Here is a 1963-nt window from a genome sequence, read left to right on the forward strand (position 1 = left end):
GAGGCACCGGGCCTTGCTGCGCTGCGCCCCGGTGCCTCCGGCACCCGTTCTGGGCTCCTTGCCGGGACACCCCGGCGGGGCATCAGGGCCCGTCATTCTCAGGGCCTCGAGCCTCCTATGAAGTTTGGGAGGTGGCATAGCCGTGTCTGTTGGCAGCGGCTTATCCCTGCGATTGTCATTGGTAAGGCGATACAGCCCGCTCACATGGGTGCTCACGTCGACACTGGCGGGGTGCGTAAGCGGCTGGGTCCTGACCTTGACCATGCCCTGGTTCGTGTTCGCGACGACTGGTAGTGCGGGTCATGCAGGGATCGTTGTCTTCGCGGAGCTGGCGCCGTTCGTCGTGGCGCGGTTCCTGGCCGGTCCGGTGGTGGACCGTTTGGGACTGCGGCGGACGTCGTGGATGGCCGGTGTGGTGGAGACGAGCAGCGTCGTGCTGATTGCTGTGCTCGTCGCTTTGGACATGCTGTCCTTCCCGATGCTGTTGGCGCTCGTTGCGTCGATGGGGGCTGCGAACGGCGCGGGCCTTCTGGCGAAGGGCTTTCTGGCCCCGGCAGCGGCAAAGTACATCGGTGTTGACGAGGGCCGTGCGATCAGCCTGAGTTCGGCGACGCTGACCGTTGGCCGGGTGTTCGGTCCTTCGCTCGGTGCCCTTCTGGCGGCGCGGCAGCCCGTGGTTGGTCTGGCGGTGGTGGCGGTGTTGGCCGCCGTGAGCGCTTCGATCATCGGGCTTGCGCTGCCGCACGGCATGGAGCCCGGTCCTGCCCAGATGGACGAGGGGGAGGAGAGGCAGGGGTACTGGCGGAGCCTCGGCGAAGGGGTCGGCTACTTCCGCAGGGACAGTCTGCTCGTCAGGCTCTATGTGATGTTGAGCCTGATGGCCTTTCTCGTTGCACCGATGACCAGTGTGTTTCTGCCCGTCTGGGCCAAGGAGACAACTGCCGGTCCGGGTGCGATCGGGGCACTCATCAGCACGGGGGCGTTCGCATCCTTCCTGGGGAGCGTCGTTGCCGTATCCGTGATCGAGCGTGTGCGGCCCTCAGTGATCCTGGCAGTGGGGTTCCTTCTGGTGGTACCTCAGTTGCTCACGCTGGCCCTGGGAGCGCCGATGTGGCTCGTCATGGTTGCCTGGGCCGTTGCCGGCTTCGTCGGGGCCTTTCCCGATCCGGTGATCGGGAAGATCACCCACCTGTGGCCTTCGGAGGAATTCCGGAGCAGGGTGAGGGCCCTCGGTGGTGCGATTGCCACCTTGGGAAGCGCCCTCGGCAGCCTTGTCGCAGGGGTGTTCGTGGACCGCTTCGGGCTGGCCGTGCCGCTGATCGCGGCCTCGGTGCTGTACCTCCTGGTGACGCAGGGCACGGTATTCCGGAAGGACATGAGGAGGCTCACGCCGAAGATCCGTGAGGACCGTCCGGAGTAGGTGCAGTGGTGAGGGAATCCATGCGTTGAGTGTCAGCTGTTGCTCCCTTCCGTGGGCAGCAGCTGACCGACCGGTGTTCGGCCCCGGCGCCGCAGGGCGCCGGGGCCGTCTTCCGCGTACCGAGGCTCGCTCGATGCGGGCCGCGCCACTGCCAGGACCGCCCCCGATCGTCGGCTTCTTCTGTTGGATTCCGGGTTCGATCCTCGACTCGTGCCTCTGGCGGTTTGACGGGCCGCTTGGCGCGGTGTCACACGCCGCGCCGAGCGGCGATCAGGCTGACGTTCCGGCCGGGTATGCCGCATCGTCCCACCCCTGCGCGCGGATGCGATATCGCCGTTCTTGCTTCTGCCGCTACGAGCACGGCAGCTTCCGCCGCTTCCGTCCCGCTCCTTCTCGACAGTGCATCAGCGGCACCAGCGGTCGGGAGGGGAGCCGTGGCACCCCTGCCCGCCGCTTGCAGCCTGCCCTGGGGGTGGGGTGGCCGCAAACGAAAAGCGCGTTTGCCCCCACCCCACCCCCAGGGCTGATCGGCTGCGCCGGGCA

At 67.3% G+C, this 1963-nt stretch carries 1 protein-coding gene; it reads left to right on the forward strand.

Annotated elements, in window-relative coordinates:
• The first annotated feature begins 208 nt into the window (after positions 1-208).
• Positions 209-1420, forward strand: coding sequence for an MFS transporter (locus ITI46_RS34305; RefSeq protein WP_209243955.1), 1212 nt, complete (start codon positions 209-211; stop codon positions 1418-1420).
• The last annotated feature ends 543 nt before the right edge of the window (positions 1421-1963 follow it).

Origin of the sequence: Streptomyces oryzae (assembly GCF_017676365.1) — a bacterium.
GTDB classification, from domain to species: Bacteria; Actinomycetota; Actinomycetes; order Streptomycetales; family Streptomycetaceae; genus Streptomyces; species Streptomyces oryzae.